The following is a 24,338-nucleotide window of genomic DNA, read 5'->3' on the forward strand; positions in this document are numbered from 1 at the left end:
CCGACACCCATCCGTCGACGGTTACTGCTCCGAAGACGGGGTAACCGAGCCTCACCCCCGGACTTCGAAGGGCCCCGTCATGACACCGACCGCCGAGATGACCGACTCGTCAGCACCGCCTGCACAGTCGGTCTCCCCGGCCTGCGACCTGCACACCATCGACTCCTCGACGACCGATCTCGAGCTCGTCGAGGAAGTGCTGGCCGCTCACTTCCGCAGCCACGCCTCGACCCTGCGGCAGGTCGGTACGGAACTGACGCCCGCGATCGACGTCGTGTCGGCCCGGATCGGCGGTGGCAAGCGCCTGCGCGCATCGTTCTGCCTGTGGGGCGCGCGTGGCGCGGCCGAGGGTCGGACCGTTCCGGGCATCGTCGAGATGGCGGCCGCGATCGAGTTGTTCCATCTCGCCGCTCTGGTGCACGACGACGTGATGGACGACAGCGACGTCCGTCGTGGCCTGCCCACGGTGCACCGGCACTTCGCCGACGATCATCGCCGCGCGCGGCGTCGCGGGGACGCCGAGCGACACGGTACCGCCGTCGCAATCCTCGTCGGTGACATGTGCCTGTCCTGGTCCGACGACCTCGCCGCCGCTGCGGCCGACGACGCGACCGCCGACGTCCGCCGGGCCGTTCGAGACACGTGGTCGGCGATGCGCGACGAGGCGTACGCCGGCCAGTACCTGGACATGCTGAGTCAGACCGAGGACACCACCGACGCAGACCGCACGGCGCGCATCCTGCGCTACAAGAGCGCGCGCTACACGATCGGCCAACCGTTGCGACTCGGCGGCACGCTCGCCGGCGCTCCCGCGGCGCTCCTCGACGCCTACGATCGAATCGGCCTCACCGCAGGCGAGGCCTTCCAGCTCCGCGACGACATCCTGGGTGTCTTCGGCGACGAGAAGATCACCGGGAAGCCCGCCATCGACGATCTACGGGAGGGCAAGCGCACGATGCTCATCGCGGTGGCCGAGGCATCGGCGGGGCGGATGGAGCGCCGCGTGATGGCCGATTGCCTCGGCAACCCGGATCTCGATGCGGAGGGCGCCGCACGGATGCGCGAGGTCCTGCACTCCACCGGCGCCGTCGAACACGTGGAACAGCGCATCGTCGATCTGGCGGAGGACGCGCTCGGCATCGTCGACGATGCTCCGATGGATTCGCAGAGCCGACGGGCCCTGACCTCCCTGATCGAACGCTGCGTGTGGCGGCGCGCATGACCGCTCCTTCCGGACCGACGGTCGAACTCCGCGTCTGGGGTGTCGATCGGGTCCTACCCGCGCTCGGACGGATGTCGTCGAGTCGCCGGGCGTTTCGTCGCGCCCCCGGTCTGCGTTTCGTCAAGCTCCTCGGCACCGGCACCGCCCGCACATTCACCCTGGAGAGCGCCGACCTGAAGCACTGGGCCGCCCTCACGGTCTGGCACGACGACGAAGCCGCCTCGGCGGCACGAGATTCCCCGATCTTCGACCGCTGGCAGGATTCCAGCACCGAGGAGCTCCGGGTCACGATGCGACCGCTCCGGTCGAGAGGACGATGGTCGCGCGTCGACCCCTTCGAGACGGCACCGTCGTCCGACGCCCACCGTGCACCCGGGCAGGGGTGGACAGGCCCCGTCGCAGCGTTGACGCGGGCGCGGCTGAGGCCGACCAAGATGGCATCGTTCTGGCGCGCCGTCCCGCCGGTGGCAGCCGAACTCGCCGGGGCACAGGGCAATCGGCTGGCGCTCGGCGTCGGCGAGCTCCCGGTCGGGGTGCAGGGCACCTTCTCGATCTGGGACTCCGCACAGGACCTGACCGACTTCGCCTATCGCTCCCCCGCACATCTATCGGCGGTCCGGCGGACCGCACCCTCACGCTGGTACGCCGAGGAACTGTTCGCCCGTCTCGCCGTCACCGAGGTGGTCGGCACATATGAGGGGAGGTCGGCGTGAGTCTGCTGCACGGCAGCGCTTCTCACCGTACCCCACCGTCCCGATCGCGGCGGGTGGTCGGCGTCGTGTCCTGGAATCGGGGTCTGGTCACCCTGGCATGGACGCTGCTGGCCGCCACGATCGGCGTCCAGATCGCGTTTCCGCTGACCGGTGGCGGAACCCTTCCGCTGACCGTCGCAAGCGTGCTGCTGCTGGCGTCGGCGTCACTCGTCCATGTCGCCGCGACCCGGGGCGCCGCCGCCGCGGTCGCCCTCGCTGTGGTGGCAGGTGGCGGCGGGTTGATCGCCGAATCCGTCGGTGTGAGCACCGGATTCCCGTTCGGGACCTACGAGTACACCGACGGCCTGGGACTGAAGGTCCTCGGCGTGCCGGTCCTGGTCCCGCTGGCCTGGATCATGATGTCGTGGCCCGCGCTGGTCGTGACCCGACGTCTGGTCCGGGCGTCGGGTGTGGCCCGGCGATGGGTACGGCCGGCCACCGCCGTGGTGGGTGCATACGCACTCACGGCCTGGGACGTGTTCCTCGACCCGCAGATGGTCGATCAGGGAAACTGGGTGTGGCGGTACCCGACACCCTCCCTACCCGGGGTCGCCGACATCCCGTTGACGAACTTCGCCGGCTGGCTGCTGGTCTCGTTCCTCATCGTCGCGACGCTGGATCTCCTGATCCGTCGCGACGAAAATGCCGAGACCGACCGCGCCGGAATGGATGCCGTGCCCGTCACGGCGTACCTGTGGACCTACTTCTCGTCGGTGACGGCCCACGCGGTCTTCTTCGGGCGCCCGACGGTCGCCCTCACCGGCGGACTCCTCATGGGTGTCGTCGCCATCCCGCTGCTGGTCGTCGAGATCAGGGGGCGCCGTGCGGCCGTCTGACCTGGTGCGGCCGCTGGTCGCGGCGGGCACCGCGCTGTCGCTGGTGTCGTTGGCCCTGACCCTCGACAACGCGCGCCGGGTACGCCGACCCGTCCCGACTGATATCCCTGCGCCGGAACCGCTCTCGGTACTCGTCCCGATGCGCGACGAGGTGGAATCCGCCGAACGGTGCCTGCTGGCCGTCGTCGAGGCGGCGGACCGATGGCCCGGACCGATCCGGATTCTCGTGCTCGACGACGGATCGGTGGACGGGACCGATGCCGTGCTCGTCCGCCTCGCCACATCGGACGACCGGATTCACGTCCACCGCGGCACTGCGCCACCTCCCGGTTGGCTCGGGAAAAACTGGGCCTGCGCCCAACTCGCGGACAAGGCGTTTACCGACGGGATCCACGTGTTCCTCGATGCGGACGTCGTTGTCGAGCCCCATGCCTTCACCTCGTCGTCGGCCCTTCTCCGCGACGCCGGACTCGACCTGGTGAGCCCGTATCCACGACAGGTCGCCGTCGGGGCAGGCGAGCGACTGGTGCAACCACTCCTGCAATGGTCGTGGCTGAGCACCCTGCCACTCGGGCTCGCCGAGCGGTCGCCGCGCGAATCCCTCTCGGCCGCAAACGGACAGTTCCTGGTGGTCGATGCCGCGACGTATCGGCGCGCCGGCGGTCACGCGGCAGTGCACGACGTCGTCCTCGAGGACATCGCACTGCTGCGGGCGATCAAGGCGGCCGGTGGCCGCGGCGTGGTCGCGGAGGGAAGCGACGTCGCCACCTGCCGGATGTACCACGGTTGGCGAGAGGTCCGCGCGGGCTATCGCAAATCGCTGTGGTCCGCATTCGGGTCACCGGGCGGGACACTCGTCGTCACCGGTTTGCTCTGCCTGATGTACGTGTTGCCCGCGGCCGCAGCATTGTTCGGCTCACGGGTGGGGTTGGTCGGGTACGCGGCCGGCGTGGCGTCCCGGGCGGTGTCGGCGCAGCGCACCGGCGGCCGTGCGTGGCCCGACGCCTTCGGTCACCCGCTGTCGATACTCGTGTTCACCGGCCTGGCAGTCGATTCGACGCTGGCCCGACAACGCGGAGTCCTGGAATGGAAGGGACGCCCCATCGAGGTCCGTCGATGACCCGGGTTCTCGTGATCGGTGCGGGCGTCGGCGGGCTCGCCGTCGCCATGCGTCTCGCCGCGACCGGTCACGACGTCACCGTCCTCGAACAGTTCGACGATGTGGGTGGCAAGCTCGGGGTCATCGAGCACGACGGTTTCGTCTTCGACACCGGCCCCTCGCTCGTCACCATGCCGCACGTGTTCGAAGAACTCTTCGCGGCGACGGGCTCGTCGATCCATGACCACCTGACCCTCGAAAGACTCCCGGTCGCCGCCCGCTACCGATTCCCCGACGGCACCTGCCTGGACATGCCGGGACACCTCGACGACATCCCGGCCGCCCTCGACGCCGCGCTCGGACCCGGGCGGGGCACCGAGTGGTCGTCGTTTCTCCAACGCGCCCAACGTGTCTGGGACGTCACACATGAACCCTTCCTCGAATCGCCGATGAGCATTCGCACGATGATCGGCGGAATCGCCACCCCGTCGGACGTGCGCGCCGTCGCGCCGTGGCAAACGTTGCGCGGTCTCGGCGAGCGTTACCTCGACGACCCGCGCCTGCGTATGCTGTTGGACCGCTACGCGACCTACACCGGCTCCGACCCGCGTCGCGCACCAGCGGCACTGGCCTCCGTGCCCTGGTCCGAGCAGGCGTACGGATCGTGGTACGTCCGAGGCGGATTGGGCCGCATCGCGAGCGCCATGCGCGACCGGCTCACCGAACTCGGCGGGCGGGTCGAACTGGGCGTCGAGGTCGACCGGATCTCGGTGGGCCTCAACGGCCGAGCCGATGGTGTGGTGCTGACCGACGGAAGCCGACGCTCCGCCGATCTGGTCGTCGCGAACGCCGATGCACGGCAGGTCTACGACCGCCTCGTGCCGCGTCGGGCCGCCCGCCGGCCTGCAGCGCTGTTGCGACGGACCACGCCGTCACTGTCCGGGTTCGTGCTGCTGCTCGCCCTCGACGACCCTCCCCCTCAGCCACACCACCAGGTGCTGTTCGCCGAGGACTACGACGAGGAGTTCGACGCGGTCTTCGGCTTCCGCGGCCCACCGCGTCCCGTCGCGCGACCTACCGTGTACATCTCAGCGCCAGCCGATCCCGCGATCGTCCCCGGTCCGCGAACCGGTGCGTGGTTCGTGCTGGTGAACGCACCCCGACACGATCCCGACCACGGCGTCGACTGGGACACAGAGGGTTTGGCCGACTCCTACGCCGACCAGATCCTCGAGGTGATGGCCGACCGCGGACTCGACCTGGCCGGCTACGTGCGACACCGTCTGATCGTCTCGCCCGCTGACCTCGAGCGCCGGACCAGGACACCGGGCGGCTCGATCTACGGTTCGTCGTCGAACGGACCCCGCTCGGCGTTCCTGCGGCCGTCGAACACCTCACCGGTTCCGGGTCTCTACCTCGTCGGCGGATCGTCGCATCCCGGTGGCGGTCTGCCGCTCGTGGTCATGTCGGCGAAGATCGTCGCCGACCTGATCGGACCCGCGCCCGCGCGTCATACCTTTCGGAAGCGTTAACCCCTGCGCAGCGTGACCGCGCATCTCCGCAGTGGTTGCAGAACTCCCGCTCAACGCGCTGGAAGAGTTTGTCCTGGTTGTCCGCGATCGTCGATGCGATCGCAGGACGACGCCTCATCGCCGGCAATGTTCAACCGATGTTCATTTGTTCTGCGGCTTTGAACCCTGTCAATATAGACGCATGTCGAAACAAGGTCGGTTGCCTGCCGTGTCGGGCGAGCCGTGTTGTACCCCGTTGGTGCAGAAGCCTCTTACTGTCGATGCGACGGTGGAGCTGGCGCGCATGTTCAAGGCGATGGGTGATCCGGTGCGGCTGCGGTTGCTGAACTTGGTGGCCGGCCATGCCGGCGGGGAGGCCTGCGTGTGTGACATCTCGGAATCGTTCGATCTGTCTCAGCCCACCATCTCCCACCATCTCAAGGTGTTGCGGCAGGCGGGTTTGCTGGACTGCGAGCGCCGGGGAACGTGGGTGTACTACTGGGTTGTTCCTGCTGCCTTACAGCAGCTTTCGTCGATTCTCTATTCAGCGGATCCCATCGCAGACACGATGGTGACCGCGTGAGCACCGCTACGAGCACGCCCGAGCATCCCGCGGTGGTCGGCAAGCTCTCGACCCTCGACCGGTTCCTGCCGGTGTGGATCGGGGTGGCGATGGTCGCCGGGTTGCTCCTGGGTCGATTGATCCCCGGTCTGAACGATGCGCTCTCGGCCATCTCGATCGATGGTGTCTCGCTGCCCATCGCGATCGGCCTGCTGATCATGATGTATCCGGTGCTGGCGAAGGTCCGCTACGACCGTCTCGACACCGTGACCGGGGACAAGCGCCTGCTCATCGGATCGCTGGTTCTGAACTGGGTTGTCGGCCCGGCGTTGATGTTCGCGCTGGCCTGGATTTTCCTGGCCGACCTGCCCGAGTACCGCACCGGATTGATCATCGTCGGGTTGGCCCGGTGCATCGCGATGGTCATCATCTGGAACGACCTGGCGTGCGGTGATCGTGAAGCAGCGGCAGTGCTGGTGGCGATCAACTCGGTGTTCCAGGTCGTGATGTTCGCGGTCCTGGGCTGGTTCTACCTCTCGGTGCTGCCGGGCTGGCTCGGTCTGGAACAGACAACGATCGACGCCTCGGTGTGGCAGATCGCCACATCGGTGCTGATCTTCCTGGGTATCCCACTGGTCGCCGGGTTCCTGTCCCGGTATCTGGGGGAGCGGAGCAAGGGACGCGACTGGTATGAGTCGAAGTTCATTCCCAGAATCAGTCCGTGGGCGTTGTACGGGTTGCTGTTCACCATTGTCATTCTCTTTGCCCTGCAAGGGGACCAGATCACGTCACAGCCCCTCGACGTGGTCCGGATCGCGGTCCCGCTGCTGGTGTACTTCGCGGTGATGTGGGGCGGCGGGTATGCGTTCGGCGCTGCCATGAAGCTCGGGTATGAACGCACCACCACGTTGGCGTTCACCGCCGCGGGCAACAACTTCGAACTGGCCATCGCGGTCGCGATCGCGACGTATGGGGCCACCTCGGGCCAGGCCCTGGCCGGGGTGGTGGGGCCGCTGATCGAGGTGCCGGTCCTCGTGGGATTGGTCTACGTCTCGCTGGCGTTGCGTACACACTTCACCGACCCTCACTCACCAGTCCGACCGAGTCCGGTCAAGGAGGCACAGTGATGGACGACTCGACCCTGGATCAGCACCTGGCAGCGGGCGAGCATCGCGCACAGCCCGAACTCCTCATGCCCCACGTAGTGCTCAGTCGTATCGCCGCGGACTTGGCCGCCGAGTACGCGGGCGTGGTGTCGCGGCAGACTGTGGAGCGCTGCGTCTTCGAGTCATATGCGGCACTGCGCCGCACGTCTCGGGTACAGGCGCATCTCACCTCGCTGGCGAGCCGGTTCGCCGCCGACCGGTTGCGCGCACTGGCGCAAGCCGGCGGCACCATCGCCAAAGACGTGCCCGAGGTGTTGTTCGTGTGTGTGCACAATGCCGGCCGGTCGCAGATGGCCGCAGGTCTGTTGACCCACCGGGCCGGCGGCAGCGTTCATGTCCGATCGGCGGGTTCCGCACCGGTGCATTCGATCAACCCGACCGTGGTCGAAGCGATGACCGAGATCGGGATCGACCTGGGCAACGACTTCCCCAAACCGCTGACCGACGATGTCGTCGCCGCCGCCGATGTCGTGGTGTCGATGGGCTGCGGTGATGCGTGCCCCATCTATCCGGGCAAGCGATACCTCGACTGGACGGTCACCGATCCCGAAGGCCTCCCGCTGGATCGAGTGCGCGCAATTCGCGACGACCTCGACACCCGCGTTCAACGGTTGCTCGACGAACTCGCCCCTCACCCCGCATAACCCCGTCACACCGAAAAGGAAGCTGCACCCATGTCCGCACAGACACCGAGTGTGTTGTTTGTCTGCGTCCACAACGCAGGCCGCTCTCAAATGGCCGCCGGGTTCTTGACCGCCCTGGGCGGCGGTCGAGTCGAGGTTCGTTCCGCGGGATCGGCCCCCGCCGACGCCATCAACTCCGCCGCTGTGGAGGCGATGGCCGAGATCGGTATCGACATCTCCGACCAGTCACCGAAGATCCTCACCCCCGACACCGTCGAATCCTCCGACGTGGTCATCACCATGGGCTGCGGCGACGCCTGCCCGGTCTTTCCTGGCGTCAGCTACCGCGACTGGGCCCTGGACGACCCGGCCGGCAAAGGCATCGATGCGGTGCGCCCGATTCGGGATCAGATTCGTTCGCTCGTGGTCGACCTGCTCGCCGAGATCGCACCCGCCGACAACACCTCGCGTGCGCGATGAGCACACCACACTCGGTTCTGTTTGCGTGCGTGAGCGATCGGGGCAAGTCGGTGATGGCCCAAGGCCTCGCGAGCACGCTCGCCGACGGAAGGATCAATGCCTCTTCGGCCGGCACCGACTGCACTTGAGCCCAGCGGAGTGCCATGGGACTCCCTGTCTGCAAACAGGTGTCAGCGCGGCAATCAGGTCCGGGCAAGGGCACTACCGGACCACCAACGAGCTGCTGTGGGCGGCGACGACCTCCGGCGTCCTGTTGGCAACCCCAGACCGCGTCCTGGATTTACGCACGCTGAACAGCACATCCGCGACAGAGCATCGTCGAGAAGATCCCGCGGGGGTCTGGGTTTCTGGTGGTGGGGGCCCACGCGGTTGAGCACCTACTGATAATCTTGCAGACGGAGTGCCGGGAAGTCTGGTCGGCTGCGCGTTGCTGATGGCTCGTTGGAGTCGGCGACGTGTGCAGTGTCGACCCTTCCGCTAAGGAACTTCATGAGTCGTAGTGCCTGTCTCTCACACCTGTTTCGGGGCAATGTTGTCACGCCGTCACGCGTCGAGATATCCCCCTTGCCTCTTCAGCCCGCGGGTTCTCGCCTGGTGCGCGCAGACGTGGTTGGGCTGCGGGTTGTCTCCGTCGTAGCAGATGCCGGGGTGTGCGGATGATCGCGCGGCCGCGTGATTGGGCGAAGGGCACGCTGTTTGCGCGCGGCTCCTACTCGGAGGCATCGCGGATCTCCGATATTTTCCGCAAGGAAACCGTGGGTGGGGCGTTGCTGCTGGTCGCCGCCGTCGTTGCTCTGGTGTGGGCGAACTCGCCGTGGTCCGCGGCGTACGACAGCCTGGGCCAGTGGCAGATCGGCACCGACGCTCTCGGTCTTCATCTGGATCTGTCGTTGAGCACCTGGGCGGCTGACGGTCTGCTCGCGATCTTCTTCTTCGTCATCGGGCTGGAGTTGAAACGCGAGTTCGTTGCCGGAGACCTCCGGGATCCGGCCCGCGCAGCGTTGCCGATCGCCGCCGCGATCGGTGGGATGGTCGTGCCCGCGCTGATCTTCCTCGCATTCACCGCCCGGGCTGGAGACGGCGCGACGCAGGGCTGGGCGATTCCGACAGCCACCGACATCGCATTCGCGGTGGCGGTGCTGGCCGTCATCTCGACCCATCTGCCGGCCGCACTGCGGACCTTCCTGCTCACCCTGGCCGTGGTCGACGATCTGTTGGCGATCACCGTGATCGCCCTGTTCTACAGCGACAGCATCAGCACCGGGGCGTTGGCGCTGGCGGTGGTGCCACTCGCGGCGTTTGCGGTGTGCGTGCAGCGCGGCGTGCGGGCGTGGTGGATTCTGCTTCCCCTGGCCACGTTGACGTGGGCATTGGTGCACGAGTCCGGTGTCCACGCGACGGTGGCCGGGGTGCTGCTGGGATTCACCGTTCCGGTCCGTCGCCGCGCCACGGAGGATGGGAAAGCGGCGGACGGGCCAGGGCTGGCCGAGCACTTTGAACATCGAATTCGACCCCTCTCGGCGGGGGTGGCGGTGCCGGTGTTCGCGTTCTTCGCCGCCGGAGTCACCGTCGGCGGGTCGGGCGGTTTGACCGACGCGTTGACCGACCCCATCGCGGTGGGCATCATCTGCGGCCTGGTCATCGGCAAAACCGTCGGCATCGTAGGCACCACGGCGCTGCTGTCGTCGGTCACTCGGGCCACCCTCGATGCCAGCGTGAAGTGGATCGACGTCATCGGTATCGCGATGCTCGCCGGTATCGGGTTCACCGTGTCGCTACTCATCGGCGATCTGGCCTATGGGATGGGCACAGACCGTGACGAGCACGTGAAGATCGGGGTCCTGGCCGGGTCGCTGACCGCTGCAGCATGCGCCGCCGTCATCTTGCGGATACGAAACCGCCACTACCGCACCGTGGCGGAGTTGGAGCAGCGCGACGACGACCACGACGGTATCCCCGACGTGTATCAGCGGAGACAGTGATGGGCTCGCCATGGCGCTCACGCCTGACCAGACGGTCGGGTGTCGATGACGCCGAGGGACTGGGGATCGGAATCATCACGGTTCCCGATCATGCCCCCAGCCCCATACGGGCCATCGGCCGGCGACTGGGGATCGCCGTCGTGATCATCTGCACCGCAACCGGTGTCGTCTACCTGGACCGCGACGGCTACAGCCACGCCGGCGATACACCGTTGACAGTGCTGGACTGCTTCTACTACGTGACCGTGTCACTGTCGACCACCGGCTACGGCGACATCGCACCCATCACCCCGGGTGCGCGCGCTGTAAATGTCTTCCTCGTCACCCCGCTGCGAGTGCTGTTTCTGGTCGTTCTGATCGGCACCACCCTGGAGGTGCTGACCGAACGCTCCCGACAAGCGTGGCGCATTCAGCGGTGGCGCCAGAACCTGCACAATCACGTCGTCATCGTCGGATTCGGTACCAAGGGCCGCAACGCGGCACGGGCATTGGTCGACGCTGAGGTCCCCAGAACCGGCATCGTGGTGGTCGATGACGACCCGGCGGCGCTCGAGGCCGCCGCCGCGTTCGGAGTGGTCACCGTCCGCGGTCAAGCAACCCAGCGTGACGTGCTCAGCCTGGCCAAGACCGAACACGCTCGGGCGGTCATCGTCGGCGCCCACCGCGATGACACCGCAGTGCTGATCACCCTCACCGCCCGCCAACTCAATCCCACCGCCCGCATCGTCTGCGCGGTGCGCGACACCGACAACGCTGCCCTGCTGCGACGTTCGGGAGCCGATACCGTCGTCACCTCCTCGGCCACAGCGGGACGCCTGCTGGGCATGGCCACCCGCACCCCACGCGTCGTCGATGCCATCGAAGATCTCCTGACACCGGTCACCGGTCTCTCGATCGCCGAACGCCTCGTGGATCCCACCGAGATCGGGCAACCACCTCGTGCCGTCGCCGATGTCGTGATCGGCGTCCTCCGCGATGACACCCTCTATCGCGCAACAGATCTCGATGCGCTCGGTAGCACCGACCGGCTGCTCGTCGTGCGTTCATCGCTCCCGGACTGACCTCATGAACCTCAGCCGAGACTTCCCCCAGGAGGAACAATGACGTCGGCATACAAGAACGCCGCGGGCCGTGACGCGATTCAGCGCTGGTGCCGCACCCGACTGGCGATTGCAGAATCCTGCACCTCACAGTGGGATATACCGACATCGTTGGGACACACTCGGATCGTGGAGCTACTCCCGCCCCGCCCATCCGTGTCGCCGGCCACCGTGGTGGTTGTTCCTGGGACCAACATGAATTCCGCCACCTACCTGCCGCTCCTCAGCGGACTCGCCGCAGCGCACCACCGTGTCCTCGGCGTCGATGTTCCCGGACAGCCAGGTCTGAGCACCGGGCAACGTCCGCACGGGCGGGACCGGTTCGCCCGCTACGGACAGTGGCTGGACGACGTCCTCACCCACACCACCTCCGAGCCGGTCATCGTCCTGGGACATTCGCTCGGCGCCGCGATCGCTCTGTCGAGCACCTCCCCAGCAGTCGCCGGCCGACTGCTGATCTCACCCGGCGGACTGACCCGGCTGAGGGTCCCGCCACAGGTGCTGGCGACCACCCTCGCGTGGATGGCCGTACCGACACCCGCGCGGTCCTATGCCCTGTTGCGACACCTGACTGCACCCACCACATCCGTCAATTCATCGCTCATCTCGTGGATGACACTCGTGGCCGAGTGCTGCCACACAACCCTGGCGCCACCACCACTGACCACCATCTCCACCGCACCACCCACCCTCGTCGCTTCTGGCGATCAGGACGTGTTCTTGCCGTTGCGACGAGTGGGCCCGGCCGTCCGCACCCGCCTGCACACCGACGTGCGCGTTCTCCGCGACGCCGGGCACCTGGCCACTCACGACCAGCCCCGTCAGATTGCCCGACTCCTCGCTGAACTCACCGACGCCGTCTGGGCCGACACCGATATCCCACGCGACTGACTACTCGGTGTGACCTGGCGAAAGGGATTGTTCCGAAACGCAATCCGTCGGTCCGCAAAATTATCTGCGCGACAACGTATTTCGTGATCACTGAGACGAGTTGCGCAGGAACCAGGGACACCACCGTTACTACCTGTTCCGCGGCGAGACGCCACCCTGTCGAGGCCCTACTCACACTCAGCGGAGCGTTGCGCTCGCCGGATCAACCGGTACCGCGGCCCCCACGACGGCGGCGACCACGTGCTGCGGGTCCCAGCAGGCGTCGGACGACCGCCACGCGACGACATGATCGGGACGGACGAGAGCGACTCTGGTGATCGGGTCGAGCCGGTCCACACGCACGGCGGTGGTCGGGATGCCCCGGTCGCGCGCCGCGGTCAGCAGGGTCGCCGCGTCCCCGGCTGCGTCGTCGACGTAGACGATCGTGAAGCCCGGTCCGAGCACGTCGAACAGAGACCGGCCGTCCGCGAGCCAGCTGTGCGGCAGGCGACGGCCGGGCACGACCTCCTCCCGCCGAGACCAGTCCAGCGGGTCGGTGTCATCCCGGAGGATGAGCGGCGACGGCCCGACGGTGTCGAACAGCGACGTGGCCAACCGCTCCATCTGTCGCACGACACCCTCGCGAACCGCGGCTTCCCAGGCGATGCGCACCGCGGTTCCCTCCGGGGTGTCGAGTTCGGCGTCGGCGGGCGCAGACGGTGCGTTCCCCGATGTGTCGACCATCCCGACGTAGGCCCGACCGAGCGGGAGCCGCTCGGCATCGAGAGCATCGAGGACGGTGCGCCCTCCCCAGCCGCGCAGCACCGCATCGAGTCGCCACGCGAGGTCCGCTGCGTCGGAATTGCCCAGGTGCAGACCGTAACCGCCGGGCGGCATCGCGTGGGCCGCATCACCGACCAGCAGGACGCGGCCTTTGACGAGGGTCGTCGCGGAGAACGCATTCGCGTGCCACTGTGTCAACTCGCTGGTCCATTCCACGGGTACGTCGGCGCCCACGGCGAGGCGGATGAGCGTGCGCGGATCCCGGTCGACGCCTGGCGCGATCGCATGGAAGTGCATGGTCCAGAGCGACGTCGCATCCTGCTGCAACACCCCGCCGCTGACGTCGGCATTGGTGAAGTTGTAGCCGTTGTGGCGCCCCTTGCCCATGATGTGGCGGAGCAGGACCGAGCGGAATTCGACAGTCCACCGCGTGTCGAACCTGGCGCTCCCCTCGACCTCGATGCCTGCCGTGCGGCGGACGCGGCTGTTCGCCCCGTCCGCAGCGACCACATAAGCCGCCGAAATCCGCCGCACCGCACCGTTCGGCCCCTCGAGCCCGATCTCCACGCAGTCCCCGAGATCGACGAGATCATCACGGAACTGCCAGCCGAACAGTGTCTCGACAGTCGGCTCCTCGACGAGCAGACCACGAATGGCCGACTCGACCAGCCATGACGGCGCATTCTGCGGCATTTCCGCCGCGAAGGAGAGGAAGTCCAGAGTCGTCTCGCTGGGGGTGAACTCGCCCACGAGATGCCCGGCCAGCCGGGTGGTCAGAATGTTCGACTTCGGCCAACCCGGTTGCAGCGGAGCGACATCCTTGAGAATCGGCGCGACACCGAGACGGCGGAGGTGCTCCATCATCCGCGCACTCAGTCCACCGGCGCGCACACCGGGCAGCGGCGCGAGACCACGGTCGACGACGACGGTCCGGATGCCTCGTCGTCCGAGGTCGAGGGTCAGCGCGAGGCCCGTCGGGCCGCCCCCGATGACGACGACCTCGACGTCGGCCACAGTGGTCACTCGGTCTCCTCGATCAGTGCGTACGCTTCCTCGACGAGCGAGGCGTCGAACATCTCCGCGTCGGCGGAGACCCCGTCCATGGCCAACGCCGCGATCGTCTCCTCGATGAGTGCGTCCGACATGGACAGCACCCGCACGTCATCTGACGGCTGGATGTAGGGATTGGTCAGGGTCGCCTGCTGCAACTGCTGCTCGGGATCGAGGTCGAGGTCGGCCCCCGGCCCGCCGAGCACAGTGTCGACGGCGGCCTGGGTGTCGGCGATCACGCTCTGCCAGCCGCGGATCTCCGCGGCGAGGAAGCGCACCAGGGCCGACCGCTTCTCAGGGTTCTCGAGATCGGCCGTGGCGACCGTGTAGGTGAGGTCCATGGTTTCGCGTCCGAAGTCGCTGAGCAGGAGGAGAACCGGGTCCTTCCCCGCGAGCTCCAGCGCGGCGGGCTGATTGGTCGCGAGGCCGGAGATGGCATCGACCTGCCCGCTGATCAGCGGAGCGGCGTCACCCTGGATCGGGACGATGGTCACCTCCGACTCGTCGACGCCTGTCGACTCGAGCCACGCGACGAAGTCCGCCGTCGAAGCCGCGGTCACCCCCCACCGACCGCCCGACGAGGTCCGCCGGCTCTTCGATCGGATCGTCGGCCAACGAGATCACCGCGGACGGACTGGTCTGATATCCGGCACCGATGATGGTCAGCGGAGCTCCCTCGGCGACAGCGTTGGCGGTGTTCGTCGGATTGCTCAGCCCGACATCCGCGGTGCCCTGCACGACCAGGGGTTCGACGTTGACACCGGGGCCGCCCGGAGTGGTCGTCACGGTGAGGCCCTGGTCGGTGTAGTACCCCGAGGCCTGGGCGACGAAGCCGCCGGCGAACTGCACGTTGTCGACCCACCGGTTCTGCACGGCGAGCGTCGAGACCGCGGTCCCGTCGGCGGTGGTGCCGCCGTCGGTGCTCCCGCACGAGCTGAGGATGACGGCGGCCGTCGCCAGCGCGACCGGAGCGAGTAGGGCACGGGTCAGATTCATGACATGTCCTTTGAGAGGGAGGGGGTTTCGTTCGGATCAGGAGAGGCGGCGCAGCACGACACGCTCGGCGAGAGTGACCGCGGCGAAGATGAGGAGGGAGACGAGGGCGAGGACGACGAAGGCGGACCACATCGTGGTGAAGCGGGATTCCATGCCGCCCTGGATCATCAGGAAGCCGATGCCGTCGCCGGTGATCAACCACTCCGCGCTCATGGCTGCCACGAGGGAGCCGGGAGCCGTGATGCGTAGGGCGCCGAAGAGGGCAGGCAAGGCGAACGGCGCCGTCACCAGCCACTGGGTGTCGAAGGCGCCCGCGTTCGCGCTGCGCGCCAGCAGCAGGATGTCCGTCGGGGTGGAGCGGGCCGCCTGCACCAGGGCGATGAGGGTGGTGAAGAACGACAGGACGGCCGCGAGCACGATCGCGGTTGCCGCGCCCGAGCCGACCATCAGGCCGATGGCGGGCGTGAGAACGAGCAGCGGTACCGCCCGGAAGCCGACGACGAGCGGCATCGTGGCGCGTTCGAGCAGAGGGACGCTCAAGATCACCCAGGTGGCCAGGACCGCGACGACGGTGCCACCGACGAGACCTGCGAACGCCTTGACGAGTGTCGGCGCGAGGTAGCCGAGGATCTCGTCGAGATGGGCGCCGGCGTCCGGCGAGGCGACGAGGTATCCCCAGACATCGGCGGGCGACTTCGCGAAGAACGAGTTCAGTCCGAAGCCGCGGAGCGCGAGCACCCAGAGGCCCAGCACGACCAGCACCGAGGTGGCACCGGTCAGCACGACGGAGGCGATGCGCCTGGCCGGGCCGGTGGTCGGCGCCGCGGCCGCGCGGTACTCGGTGGAACGGGACTGCGCCCATGGCACGACCAGGTCGCGCACCAGCCCGATCGCACGGTAGAGCACTCCGGTGAACGCGGCGCTGACGAGCGCGACCGCCCACACACGAGGGGCGTCCATGGCCTCGTACGCGGCGATCATCACGCCGCCGAGACCCTCCCCGACGACGAGGTACTCGGACATGATCGTGCCGACGACGGCGACCGGCACGGCGATCATGAGGCTGGAGAAGATCGAGGGCAGGGCCGCCGGCAGACGGACGCTCCACACGGCGCCTGCCGGGCGGCCACCTGCCGCCCGATGCACCTCGAGCATGAGAGGTGATGCGCTGCCGAGACCTGTCACCGTGCCCATGAGGACGATGAAGAACACCGCGAGACCCGCCAGGATCGCGCCCGCGGCGTGGCCGGGAGCGACGATCACCACGATGGGGGTGAGCGCGAGTGCCGGAAGGCTCTCGAGCACGATCGCCGAGCGCACCACCTGGGTGAGCGCAGGCGCCCAGGTCGCAGCAAGGCAGGCGACGGCGATGGCGAGTGCGGCGGCAACCACGAACCCCGAGAGGGCGGCCCCGGCGGTGAGCGGCAGGTTCGCCGTGATCGCGGGGATTGCGTCGACGAATCCCCGTGCGATCGCGATCGGACCCGGCAGGATCTGCGCGCTCTCCAGACCGGCCCACGCCGCGATCTGCCAGAGCACGAGCAGCGCCGCCGTGGCCAGCAGGGGCGGGCCCACTCGCCCGAACCGTACGGGGGCGACGGCGGGTGCGGCGACGGTCAGTGGCGGCGCGGCGGCGGTGATCACGCGGTCCTCCGCATCTGCTCGCCCTGCATCTCGAAGATGAGGCGCTGCACGTGGTTTGCGATCTCGGTGAAGGCGGGGTCGAGCAGGAGTTCGGGCGCACGTGGACGGTCGAACGGCACGTCGACGACCTCGACGACGCGGCCAGGGTGCGGTGACATCACCACCACCCGATCGGCGAGGAACACCGCCTCCGTGATGGAGTGCGTGACCATCACCGTCGTGGTGCGCTCGTGCATCCAGATGCGCTGGAGCTCGAGATTCAGGCGCTGCCGGGTGAACTCGTCGAGTGCGCCGAACGGCTCGTCGAGCAGCAGCAGCCGCGGATCGGTCGACAAGGCGCGTGCGATCGCGACGCGTTGCCGCATCCCGCCCGAGAGCTGGGAGGGCCGCTTGTCGGCGAATCCGTCCAGGCCCACCAGACCGACGAGTTCCTCGATGCGCTCGGGAGTGATCCGACGACGCGACACGCGCGCGGGGAACGCGATGTTCCGACGGACGGAGCGCCAGGGCAGCAGAGCGGGCTCCTGGAAGGCGATGCCGAGTTCACCGCTGGTCCGGATATCCCGTGGCGATCGGTCGCCGATGGTGACCGAGCCACTCGAGCCGATCTCGAGGTCGGCGAGGATGCGTAGGAGGGTCGACTTGCCGCAGCCGCTCGGGCCCACCAACGCCGTGAACGATCCCGGTGCCAGTTCGACGTCGACGCCGGCCAGAGCTGTGACGGCCTTCGCGCCCGCGCCGTAGATCTTCGTCAGGTCTCGGACGACGATCGTCTCGTCCAGGCTTCCGGTGACGGCGATCGCCTCGTCGGGTCTCTGAGTCATGACGCTCCTCGCGACAGTTACTGACAACGTGTTGTTAAAAAGAGTCCACGGCGCTGTGGACATTTACAACAGGCTGACGGAAACTGTTACACGGGGTTCACAGCAGCAGTGGCCGAGGTCACGAGCGCCTCTTCGGATTCAACGATCGAGGACGGATGACGAGCGAACAGACCAGGGACGGCAAGCCACGACGCCGCGTGGGGAGGCCGCCGCAGATCACCCGCGAGCAGGTCGTGGAGGCCGCCGTCCGGGTGGGCATCGACCAGCTGAGCATGGTGGGCGTCGCGGAAGCCCTCGGAGTGAATCACTCCACGCTCTACAACCACGTCGCCGGACGTGAGGAGATGGTCGTCCTGGCGGTGGACAGCATCTTCGCGAATGCGCCGTGGCCCGAGATCACCGGGAGCTGGGAGGACGACGCGACCGCGCTGGTGGTCGAGCTGTGGCGCCTGCTGCGCTCGCACCCCGGTCTCGCCGACGAACTGGCCGGGCGATACCGGGTGTCCGAGGCGCTCGAAGAACTGCAGCCGCATCTCTGGGCCTTCGTCGAACGCCTCCGTACCACCGTCGCCCGCAGTGGCCTCGATCCGATCGACGTGATCGCACTGGCCGACATCCTGCTGGAGATCTCGTATGCCCACGGCGCAGCCGGGTGGCGCTCCGACGACCACGATCCGCAGACCCTTCGGGGTGTGGGCGGGACGCTGCGCGACGCGCTCGCGGCCTCACTGTCGCTGCCGCCCGAAGAGATGCTCCGACGAAAGCTCGCCCTCGTGTTCCGCGGGGCGCAAGCCTGACGCGTCGCTGGTGCGCTGATCCGCGTCATTCCGGGGCACATCGGTTCAGGGTGATCCGATGATCAGGTAGCCGAGATGCCCGGATTCCGTTATGTCCTGGTGGATTTCGCACTTCATTTCCCTTCGGCCTCGCGGGACACCGGCGCCCATTCGGCCCATTCATCCAGGCGTTGCTGGTAGATGTGCGGGGCGATCCGGGTGGGTTGCTCGCCGAAGAACACGCGCAGTGGCGCCTTCTCCGCTTCGACGATCTTGAGGATGGCCGAGCCGAAGCCGACGGGCTTCGGGCTCGCACCGCCTGCCCGTTGCGCCATGGCATCGTGGGTGGCCGCGGATTCGGGCAGTGGTTCGGCGACGGTGGCCGAGGCGCCATTCCAATCGGTGTCGAAGCCCCCGGGTTCGATGAGGGTGACGTCGACTCCGAATCCGGACACCTCCTGCGCGAGGGATTCCGTCAGTCCTTCCAGCGCCCACTTCGGCGCGTGGTAACCGCCGAGGGTCGGGAAGGCGGCGACGCCGCCGATTGTGGAGATCTGGATGATGTGGCCGGAGCCCTGCTTGCGCAGAATGGGAAGTACTGCCTGGGTGACGTGAAAGACGCCGAACAGGTTGGTGTCGAGCTGGTCGCGGAGTTGCTGCTCGGTGATCTCCTCTACGGTGCCGAACAACCCATAGCCGGCATTGTTGACCACGACATCGAGGGTTCCGAAAGACTTGTGCGCCGAGGTGACCGCGTCGAACACCTGGCAGCGATCGGTCACGTCGAGCTGAATCGGAAGAATCGCGTCGCCGTACTTGTCGACGAGGTCGACAAGGGTGTCGGAGTTGCGCGCGGTGGCCGCGACCTTGTCGATCCGTGAGCGCACCCGCAAGGTCGCGCAACCCGAATTGACCGCAGTCGCTCAGGATCTGATTCTTGCCCAGGACTTTGAGGACACGACGGTTGAGCAGATCGCGGCTGCGGCGGGATGTCGAAGCGTACGTTCTTCCGATACTTCGCGTCGAAGGACGATCTCGTCATCGGGAAGTACGACCTGTTCGCCGAGCGGATGGCTGAAGCGTTCGATGCCCGTCCAGTCGACGAGCCGGTGTGGGAGTCCCTGCGTCGGTCTTCGACATGACGCTGGACTACGTCGAGGATGACCACCAACGGGCGCGCAACGACGCGATGGAAGCAATCGTTCGCACCACTCCACAATTGACTGCGCGATACCTGGAGAAGATGCAGCGCGTGCAGGGTTGCTGACCGAACATGTCCGACATCGGCTCGGAGGCGAGCACCTCGAACCCACCGACCCTCGACCCGCATCAGTCGTCGGCGCGGCATTCGCTTGCGTGCAGGCGGCGCGACCGGCTTATCTCGCGTCGGACCGTGGTGAACCGCTCGCCCGCTACCTCGACGACGCGATGGCCGCGGTCCGGCAGGACGGAGTCATCTGAGTCGGGCCGGCTGGTGTGACTCCCCGGAGCTTCCTCTGGATGAGTTCGGCGCTGATCAAGCAATCCGCAAGCCGATGCCCGGGCGTGTGTTCGATCCCGCGTTGTACAGACCGTCGACCTTGCGCGACCTGTTCGTCGGTCAAGGGGGTCCGGCGTAGTGCTTTCGTCCAGCCGACGGGCGGAGGGACCCGGAATGCTCCGGCGACCGCATCGCGATTGCGGGTCACCGACGCCGCCTCAGCTCGGCACCGGGCGAGGGAGTAAGGCGAACGCGCTCTCCGCGATCGAGGTCAGGCGAGCAGGACTGAGGCCTTGTGCGCCAACGACATCCATTCCACGGACGACGGCCATCAGGAGGTAGGCGAGATCGTCGGGGTCCGCGTCGGGATCAATGTCACCGACGCGCTGCGCTGCTCGCAGACACTCGGCCACCGCTGTCGCGACCGTCGCGGAGCAGGCCTCGGCCAGGCGTTTCATCTCGGGGTCAGAGCTCCCGAGTTCGAGCGCCATCTTGGCAGCGAAACAGGCCGCCGCAGCCCGATCGGAAGCGGGGGGTACGTCGGCGGCTAATGGCACACCGTTGACAGCGCGGAGCAGAAACTCGTGCAGTCGTTCCAGAGCACCCTCGTCCGGGCCGTTGAGCGCGGTGGGGACGAACTGCTTCAACCGGGCGGAGTACCCGGACATTGCTTCCAGCAGCACCCCGCGCTTGCCCTCGAACGCGGCATACAGGCTGCCGCGCCCCAGGCCCGTCACGGCGCTGATGTCATCGACACTCGTCCCGCTGTAGCCGGTGGTGCGGAATTGCCGTTCGGCGGCGTGGACGACGTGGTCCCGCTCGAATGTTCGTGGTCGTGCCATACCCAGACAGTAGGCCGGCCCCTCATTGTTGACAAGTCAGTACATAACTGGTTCGCTGTTGACCGTTCAGTACAAAACATCTGATGACCCATCCTCCTGGGCGTGAAGGATTCACGCCCGCAGCCGAAAGATGAACATGCAGAACCCTTTTCGCGTGGCCCTGGTGACCGGCGCTTCCTCGGGAATCGGGCGAGCGGCAGCGCTCGCCCTCATAGACGCCGGCTTCGCGGTGGTCGGCACGAGCCGTAACGCGGCGAACATCGAGTCGCTTGCCGGGGTGACGTTCCTCGACCTCGACGTGGCCAGCGATGAGTCGGTCCGCACACTGGTCGATAAGGTCATCGAGAAGTTCGGTCGGATCGACGTGCTGGTCAACAACGCCGGCGTGGGAGCGGTGGGCGCCGGCGAAGAGAGCTCGATCGAGCAGACCCGGGAGGTCTTCGACATCAATGTGTTCGGGCTGATACGGATGACGAACGCAGTACTGCCCCACATGCGCGCTCAGGGCGGCGGGCGCGTAGTCAACGTCTCCTCCGTACTAGGTCTGATCGCCGCCCCCTACATGGCGGTCTACGCCGCCACCAAGCATGCGGTCGAGGGTTACTCCGAGTCCGTCGACCACGAGCTTCGCGAGCACGGCATCCGGATGCTGCTGGTCGAGCCGGCCTACACACGCACGGGTTTCGAAGCGAGCAGCCTGGCACCCGACGTGCCCCTGCCGATCTACGCCGAACAGCGTGAGATCTCCCGAGACGTGCTCGCCACGGCCGTGCGCAATGCCGACGACCCGGTCGTTGTCGCGAAAAAGATCGTCGCGGCCTCCACCGCGACCCACCCCAAGCTGCGGTACACCGCGGGCCCGATGGCGGCTCGTGTCAGCGTCCTGCGCAGGCTCGTGCCCTCGCGCGCGTTCGACAGACAGATCCGCAAACTCAACCGACTCGCCCCCTGACCCGTCCGAATCACGGCGAGAGAGCGACTGCGCTCGTCCGCCGCTTCTCAGGAGCTACTGATGCCCTTACTTGCAAACACCCCCGTGTCGAACATGGCGGAGCCCTACGCACGGCGTTGGTGGGCGCTGCTGGTCCTGTGCCTGAGCCTGCTCATCACGGTGATGGCGAACACGTCACTGATCGTCGCCGCCCCCGATATGACCACAGATCTCGGCCTGAGCAGCAGTGATCTGCAGTGGGTCATCGACAGTTACACGGTTCCGTACGCGGCGCTCATGCTGGTGCTGGGCTCCATCGGTGACAAATACAGCCGACGCGGCGCACTGGTGCTCGGTCTGCTGATGTTCGCCGCCGGTTCGGTGATGGGAAGCATGGTCGACGAGACCGCACTGGTCATCGCGGCGCGCGCGATCATGGGTGTCGGTGCCGCGGTCGTCATGCCGGCGACGCTGTCTCTCCTGGTCGCGACGTTCCCTCGCGGCGAGCGGGGCAAGGCCGTCACCGCCTGGGCCGCGACCTCAGGAGTCGCGGTGGCCATCGGCCCGCTGGTCTCGGGTTGGTTGCTCGAGGACCATGCCTGGGGCGCGACCTTCCTGATCAACGTGCCGATCGCCCTCGTCGCCGTCATCGGCGCGCTCGTCCTGGTGCCGCCGTCCAAGGCGGAGGGCATGGGTCGGATCGACTATGTCGGCGGTCTGCTGTCCATCGTCACCCTCGGCTCCCTGATCTACGGAGCCATCGAGGGCCCGCATTCCGGCTGGGGCGCCGGCCCGGTCACCGCCCTTGTCGTCGCCGCTGCCGGTCTGGCCGCCTTCGTGGCCTGGGAGCTACGTCACCCCCACCCGATGCTCGACGTCCGAAAGTTCGCGGTGCGGCCTTTCACCGGTTCGATGCTCGCGGTACTGGTCTTCTTCTTCGGCATGTTCGCCGTGCTCTACTACTCGACGCAGTTCCTGCAGTTCGTCCTCGGTTACGACGCCCTGGAGACGGGCATCCGGCTGCTGCCGCTGGGCGCCGCGGTGTTCCTCGGATCTGCGATCACCGGAAAGCTCACCCCCAAACTCGGAGTGCGGGCCACGGTCGTGATCGGCATGATCATCGGCACCGCGGGTATGTTCCTGCTCGCCCGGATCGACGCCGGCTCGACGTACACCGACTTCGTGGCGCCGCTGCTGATGCTGGGCTTCACGCTCGGCCTGAGCATCGCACCGGCAACCGACACGATCATGGGCTCCTTCCCCGACTCCGAGCTGGGCGTCGCCGGCGGCGCCAACGACACGGCGCTCGAGCTGGGCGGGGCACTCGGCATAGCGATACTGGGCTCGGTACTGGGCACCGCCTACCGGGACGAGCTGACCGACCTGGCGGGCGACCCGCTCCCGGCCGAAGCGATGGAAATCGCCAAGGACTCCGTTGGCGCAGGCCTGGCCGTCGCGGGGCAAGTCGCGCAGGGCCCCTCGGTCGAGACCGCCCAGGCAGTCCTGGAGGCCGTCGACCAGGCCTTCGCCTACGGCGTCGCCCACACCAGCCTCATCGGCGCGATCGTGATGGCCGCCGGAACACTGATCGTCCTCGCAGTCCTGCCGGGACGGCGAGGGTTCGCGAGCAGGATCGACGAACCGCGAGCCGAGACGTCGGCAAACCAGGTGACGGATCCGGCGGACCACCATGCGCCCCGCCTCGACCTCCGACCGTTGTGACCCCTCGCCGACTCCTATCCGAGTACGGACCGAACTCGAAAGGGCTACCGACCATGACCGACAACGAAAGGCAGAAACCATGACTGCAACCACATCCCCGTACGAGAGCGACGCACTGACCGAGGCGAGCGTCGACGTGGCGGTCATCGGCGGCGGCGCCGCAGGCCTGGGCGGCGCACTGATCCTCGCCCGCTCCCGCCGTTCGGTCGTCGTGGTCGACAGCGGCTCCCCACGCAACGCACCCGCAGAGTCCATGCACGGCTTCATCGTCCTGGACGGCACCTCGCCGGCCGAGATCCTTCACCGGGGCCGCGAGCAAGTGCGCCAGTACGGCGGACGCATCGTCCACGGAGAGGTGGTCTCGGCCAGGCCTGCAGACCCATCAGCGGACGGAGACCTGCGGTTCACCATCACCCTGGCAGACGGCCGGATCATCACCACTCGCCGCATCCTCGTGGCCACCGGCCTCACCGATGTCCTGCCGGAGCTGCCCGGGCTCGCCGAGCATTGGGGGCACAGTGTTCTGCACTGCCCGTACTGTCACGGCTGGGAGGTGCGCGACGAGCCCATCGGCATTCTGGCCACCGGCCCGGTCTCCATCGTCCACACGTTCTTGTTCCGTCAGCTGACCGAGGACCTGACCTACTTCACCAACGGCACCGACCTCGACGAGGACAACCGCGCCCGCTTCGCCGCCCGCGCCATCCGCGTCATCGACACCCCGGTCGCCGCAATGGTCAACGACGACGATGGTGCCCTCGCCGGGGTGCGCCTGACCGACGGCCAGGTCGTGCCCCGGCGCGTCATCGCCGTCCTCGCACAGCTGCGGGCCCGCACCCACGGCCTGGAAGGCCTGAACCTGCCGCTGCAGGAACCGCCGAACCTGGGCCACGGATTCGCCTCCGGCCCAGCCGGTATCACCGAGGTTCCGGGTATATGGGTGTCCGGCAACGCCACCGATCTGACCGCCCAGGTCGGGCCCGCGGCAGCTGCCGGCGCACTGGCCGGCGCCGACATCAACAGGATGCTCGCCATCGCCGACACCGACGCAGCCTTGCAGGGGAGCCGCTGAGAGACCTGAGGATCC

At 67.5% G+C, this 24,338-nt stretch carries 25 protein-coding genes and 2 pseudogenes; 20 read left to right on the forward strand and 7 right to left on the reverse strand.

Annotation, left to right across the window (positions count from 1 at the left end):
- The first annotated feature begins 79 nt into the window (after positions 1-79).
- The 13 genes and pseudogenes from KTR9_RS23595 (at position 80) to KTR9_RS23650 (ending at position 12,224) form a co-directional block, all read left to right on the forward strand.
- Entirely contained in the window at positions 80-1,222 is a 1,143-nt protein-coding gene (locus tag KTR9_RS23595; RefSeq protein WP_014928474.1) for a polyprenyl synthetase family protein, read from the forward strand.
- Complete coding sequence (locus tag KTR9_RS23600) at positions 1,219-1,935, forward strand: hypothetical protein (RefSeq protein WP_014928475.1); 717 nt, start codon at positions 1,219-1,221, stop codon at positions 1,933-1,935. Before KTR9_RS23595 ends, KTR9_RS23600 begins: the two co-directional genes overlap by 4 nt.
- Positions 1,932-2,810, forward strand: a complete 879-nt coding sequence (locus tag KTR9_RS23605) for a carotenoid biosynthesis protein (RefSeq protein WP_014928476.1) — start codon at positions 1,932-1,934, stop codon at positions 2,808-2,810. The genes KTR9_RS23600 and KTR9_RS23605 overlap by 4 nt, the downstream gene beginning before the upstream one ends.
- Positions 2,797-3,930 (forward strand): glycosyltransferase, encoded by a 1,134-nt coding sequence (locus KTR9_RS23610; protein WP_014928477.1) that lies wholly within the window; start codon positions 2,797-2,799, stop codon positions 3,928-3,930. Before KTR9_RS23605 ends, KTR9_RS23610 begins: the two co-directional genes overlap by 14 nt.
- On the forward strand, positions 3,927-5,441 hold the full coding sequence (locus KTR9_RS23615) for a phytoene desaturase family protein (protein WP_014928478.1): 1,515 nt from the start codon (positions 3,927-3,929) through the stop codon (positions 5,439-5,441). Before KTR9_RS23610 ends, KTR9_RS23615 begins: the two co-directional genes overlap by 4 nt.
- Positions 5,442-5,622: 181 nt before the next feature.
- The gene (locus KTR9_RS23620; protein WP_044507370.1) at positions 5,623-6,003 is read left to right on the forward strand and encodes an ArsR/SmtB family transcription factor; all 381 of its coding nucleotides are present in this window, start codon (positions 5,623-5,625) and stop codon (positions 6,001-6,003) included.
- Positions 6,000-7,109, forward strand: coding sequence for an ACR3 family arsenite efflux transporter (arsB, locus tag KTR9_RS23625; RefSeq protein ID WP_044507372.1), 1,110 nt, complete (start codon positions 6,000-6,002; stop codon positions 7,107-7,109). The genes KTR9_RS23620 and arsB overlap by 4 nt, the downstream gene beginning before the upstream one ends.
- On the forward strand, positions 7,109-7,792 hold the full coding sequence (locus KTR9_RS23630; RefSeq protein WP_044507374.1) for an arsenate reductase ArsC: 684 nt from the start codon (positions 7,109-7,111) through the stop codon (positions 7,790-7,792). Before arsB ends, KTR9_RS23630 begins: the two co-directional genes overlap by 1 nt.
- Positions 7,793-7,822: 30 nt before the next feature.
- Positions 7,823-8,251 carry an arsenate reductase ArsC gene (locus KTR9_RS23635; RefSeq protein ID WP_014928482.1) on the forward strand — a complete coding sequence of 143 codons (429 nt, stop codon included), beginning with the start codon at positions 7,823-7,825 and terminating at the stop codon, positions 8,249-8,251.
- Positions 8,248-8,370: pseudogene (locus KTR9_RS28030) on the forward strand (low molecular weight phosphatase family protein); the annotation flags it as partial. The gene KTR9_RS23635 and the pseudogene KTR9_RS28030, both read left to right, overlap by 4 nt.
- Positions 8,371-8,907: 537 nt before the next feature.
- Complete coding sequence (gene nhaA / locus KTR9_RS23640; RefSeq protein ID WP_014928483.1) at positions 8,908-10,233, forward strand: Na+/H+ antiporter NhaA; 1,326 nt, start codon at positions 8,908-8,910, stop codon at positions 10,231-10,233.
- Entirely contained in the window at positions 10,233-11,294 is a 1,062-nt protein-coding gene (locus KTR9_RS23645) for a potassium channel family protein (RefSeq protein ID WP_014928484.1), read from the forward strand. The genes nhaA and KTR9_RS23645 overlap by 1 nt, the downstream gene beginning before the upstream one ends.
- Before the next feature lie 39 nt (positions 11,295-11,333).
- Positions 11,334-12,224 carry an alpha/beta fold hydrolase gene (locus tag KTR9_RS23650; protein ID WP_014928485.1) on the forward strand — a complete coding sequence of 297 codons (891 nt, stop codon included), beginning with the start codon at positions 11,334-11,336 and terminating at the stop codon, positions 12,222-12,224.
- Between the two features lie 177 nt (positions 12,225-12,401).
- On the opposite strand, the gene KTR9_RS23655 is transcribed toward KTR9_RS23650, so the two are convergent.
- From KTR9_RS23655 to KTR9_RS23675, 5 genes are read right to left on the reverse strand one after another with little or no spacing between them, the layout of a single operon-like run.
- Positions 12,402-14,009, reverse strand: coding sequence for an FAD-dependent monooxygenase (locus KTR9_RS23655; protein ID WP_014928486.1), 1,608 nt, complete (start codon positions 14,007-14,009; stop codon positions 12,402-12,404).
- Positions 14,006-14,530 carry an ABC transporter substrate-binding protein gene (locus KTR9_RS28170; RefSeq protein ID WP_044507376.1) on the reverse strand — a complete coding sequence of 175 codons (525 nt, stop codon included), beginning with the start codon at positions 14,528-14,530 and terminating at the stop codon, positions 14,006-14,008. The genes KTR9_RS23655 and KTR9_RS28170 overlap by 4 nt, the downstream gene beginning before the upstream one ends.
- Positions 14,505-15,032, reverse strand: coding sequence for an ABC transporter substrate-binding protein (locus tag KTR9_RS28175; protein ID WP_014928488.1), 528 nt, complete (start codon positions 15,030-15,032; stop codon positions 14,505-14,507). The genes KTR9_RS28170 and KTR9_RS28175 overlap by 26 nt, the downstream gene beginning before the upstream one ends.
- 36 nt (positions 15,033-15,068) lie before the next feature.
- Complete coding sequence (locus KTR9_RS23670) at positions 15,069-16,676, reverse strand: ABC transporter permease (RefSeq protein WP_014928489.1); 1,608 nt, start codon at positions 16,674-16,676, stop codon at positions 15,069-15,071.
- On the reverse strand, positions 16,673-17,500 hold the full coding sequence (locus tag KTR9_RS23675) for an ABC transporter ATP-binding protein (protein WP_014928490.1): 828 nt from the start codon (positions 17,498-17,500) through the stop codon (positions 16,673-16,675). Before KTR9_RS23675 ends, KTR9_RS23670 begins: the two co-directional genes overlap by 4 nt.
- 155 nt (positions 17,501-17,655) lie before the next feature.
- On the opposite strand from KTR9_RS23675, the gene KTR9_RS26605 reads away from it, so the two are divergent.
- Positions 17,656-18,297, forward strand: a complete 642-nt coding sequence (locus KTR9_RS26605) for a TetR/AcrR family transcriptional regulator (RefSeq protein WP_014928491.1) — start codon at positions 17,656-17,658, stop codon at positions 18,295-18,297.
- A 113-nt stretch (positions 18,298-18,410) separates the two neighbouring features.
- Here the strand turns inward: KTR9_RS26605 and KTR9_RS23685 are convergent.
- A pseudogene (locus KTR9_RS23685) lies at positions 18,411-19,175 on the reverse strand (SDR family NAD(P)-dependent oxidoreductase); the annotation flags it as partial.
- A gap of 90 nt (positions 19,176-19,265) precedes the next feature.
- Here KTR9_RS23685 and KTR9_RS27475 point away from each other — a divergent pair.
- The 3 genes from KTR9_RS27475 to KTR9_RS27480 are packed head-to-tail and all read left to right on the forward strand — an operon-like array spanning position 19,266 to position 19,737.
- Positions 19,266-19,418, forward strand: a complete 153-nt coding sequence (locus tag KTR9_RS27475) for a TetR family transcriptional regulator (protein ID WP_014928493.1) — start codon at positions 19,266-19,268, stop codon at positions 19,416-19,418.
- Positions 19,415-19,543, forward strand: coding sequence for a hypothetical protein (locus KTR9_RS28180; RefSeq protein WP_274518054.1), 129 nt, complete (start codon positions 19,415-19,417; stop codon positions 19,541-19,543). The genes KTR9_RS27475 and KTR9_RS28180 overlap by 4 nt, the downstream gene beginning before the upstream one ends.
- Positions 19,537-19,737, forward strand: coding sequence for an acyl-CoA-like ligand-binding transcription factor (locus KTR9_RS27480; RefSeq protein WP_014928494.1), 201 nt, complete (start codon positions 19,537-19,539; stop codon positions 19,735-19,737). Before KTR9_RS28180 ends, KTR9_RS27480 begins: the two co-directional genes overlap by 7 nt.
- A gap of 237 nt (positions 19,738-19,974) precedes the next feature.
- On the opposite strand, the gene KTR9_RS23695 is transcribed toward KTR9_RS27480, so the two are convergent.
- Positions 19,975-20,598, reverse strand: a complete 624-nt coding sequence (locus tag KTR9_RS23695; RefSeq protein WP_014928495.1) for a TetR/AcrR family transcriptional regulator — start codon at positions 20,596-20,598, stop codon at positions 19,975-19,977.
- A gap of 136 nt (positions 20,599-20,734) precedes the next feature.
- Here KTR9_RS23695 and KTR9_RS23700 point away from each other — a divergent pair, with 136 nt between their 5' ends.
- The 3 genes from KTR9_RS23700 (at position 20,735) to KTR9_RS23710 (ending at position 24,323) form a co-directional block, all read left to right on the forward strand.
- Positions 20,735-21,550, forward strand: a complete 816-nt coding sequence (locus KTR9_RS23700) for an oxidoreductase (RefSeq protein WP_044508251.1) — start codon at positions 20,735-20,737, stop codon at positions 21,548-21,550.
- Positions 21,551-21,610: 60 nt separating this feature from the next.
- The gene (locus KTR9_RS23705) at positions 21,611-23,251 is read left to right on the forward strand and encodes an MFS transporter (protein ID WP_014928497.1); all 1,641 of its coding nucleotides are present in this window, start codon (positions 21,611-21,613) and stop codon (positions 23,249-23,251) included.
- Between the two features lie 79 nt (positions 23,252-23,330).
- On the forward strand, positions 23,331-24,323 hold the full coding sequence (locus tag KTR9_RS23710) for an NAD(P)/FAD-dependent oxidoreductase (RefSeq protein WP_014928498.1): 993 nt from the start codon (positions 23,331-23,333) through the stop codon (positions 24,321-24,323).
- Positions 24,324-24,338: the final 15 nt, after the last annotated feature.

Source organism: Gordonia sp. KTR9, from assembly GCF_000143885.2.
Lineage (GTDB): Bacteria > Actinomycetota > Actinomycetes > Mycobacteriales > Mycobacteriaceae > Gordonia.